Source organism: Burkholderia sp. GbtcB21, from assembly GCF_019091065.1.
Classification (GTDB): domain Bacteria; phylum Pseudomonadota; class Gammaproteobacteria; order Burkholderiales; family Burkholderiaceae; genus Burkholderia; species Burkholderia pyrrocinia_C.
In genome coordinates this window covers 1,465-2,703 of the sequence record NZ_JAGXKA010000058.1, presented here as the reverse complement: position 1 = coordinate 2,703, position 1,239 = coordinate 1,465, and the positions used below count along the sequence as shown (strand labels likewise).

Annotated in this window: 1 protein-coding gene; it reads right to left on the bottom strand. The window is 68.2% G+C overall.

The window, feature by feature from the left end; all coding sequences use genetic code 11:
* Positions 1-1,239 (bottom strand): toxin TcdB middle/C-terminal domain-containing protein (locus KVT39_RS38270; RefSeq protein ID WP_306795629.1); only part of this gene is annotated, 1,239 nt, incomplete at both ends.

Genomic DNA, 1,239 nt, shown 5'->3' with positions numbered 1-1,239 from the left:
GCCCATCCAGCTGTGGTCGGCATGGAAATGGGCCTGGGCGGCGTTGTCGAGGGCGCCGGCCGGATCCTGCAGCGCCGCGTCGACTGTCTTGACCGACGAGCGGTAATCAGCCAGCGAACCGAAACCCACGCTATCGGCCCGGCTGTCGGTAAAGGCGCGTTCGGTACCGCGCAGACTGCTCAGGTGCACCCGGCCGAGCGGGTCGTAGCTCACTTCGCGCACCGTGCCATTGGCGTCGGTGATCTGCTGCGGCAGCAGGGTCCAAGGGTCGTAGGCGATCCGGGTCGTGTTGCGCCGCGCATCCGTGAGCTGGGTCGGCGCGAGCGTGCGCTCGTCGCGCTCGTACCGCGTCCAATTGCCGAAGGGGTCGAGGTGCGCGCGCACCGTATAGAACTCCGCCAAGTCCGCGAATGCCGCATACAGGCCGGGGTTCCAGAAGTAGTTCTTGGCATCCCCAGCCTCGTCCTGCTCGAATCCCGCCTGCTCGACCAGTTCGCCTTCCAGTTGCGTGAGCAGCGGCTCCAGTTGCGCGGGAGGGATCAGGTTCTCGAAGGCGTCGCGCAACTCGGTCTGGCTCAAGGCGGCCGTCCTCACCTGGCAGACGAGCCCCTCACGGGTGGCCTGCGCCAGCGGCAGCGGGTCACCGGTCCACGGATCCTCATAGATTTGCTGCTGCCAACTGGCCAGGGTGCGGGTCGCGCTCGCCAGCGGGCCATTGGCATCGGTCAGGGCCTCATAGCTATAGACGCGGTTGGCCGAAGCAGGCGGCGCGACCTGGCCGAGCACGGAGTCCCGGCTTTCGACCGGCAGGCCCAGTCGCCAGCCCGCCCCGTTCAGATCCGGCTCGCGCAGGTGCGTCACGTGGATCCGGGTTTCGGTCACATGGAACGTGTCCTGCTGGGTATCGCTGACATGGGCCGCCTCGGGCAATGCCATCACCTGCGCCCGGCGCGGATAGCGCAGGCTGACGGTCTTCGTGACCACGCCGTACGTGTCCACCTCCAGTGCCACGGTCTGCTGCCATTGCGGGTCGGTGGCCACCTGTTCATAGTTGTAGGCCAGGCTCTCCAGCACGAACGGCAGCAGCACGGCGGGCGCGCCCGGGTCCGCGGCCGGTTGCCACTCACGCACGCAGTAGCGCAGGCTCATCACGCTGAACGGCGTGGCCTGAGGCTGGCCGCTGGCCGGATCCAGCCCGTACACCTCCTCGCGCTGCACCTGCCCGCGCAATGCCCGCAG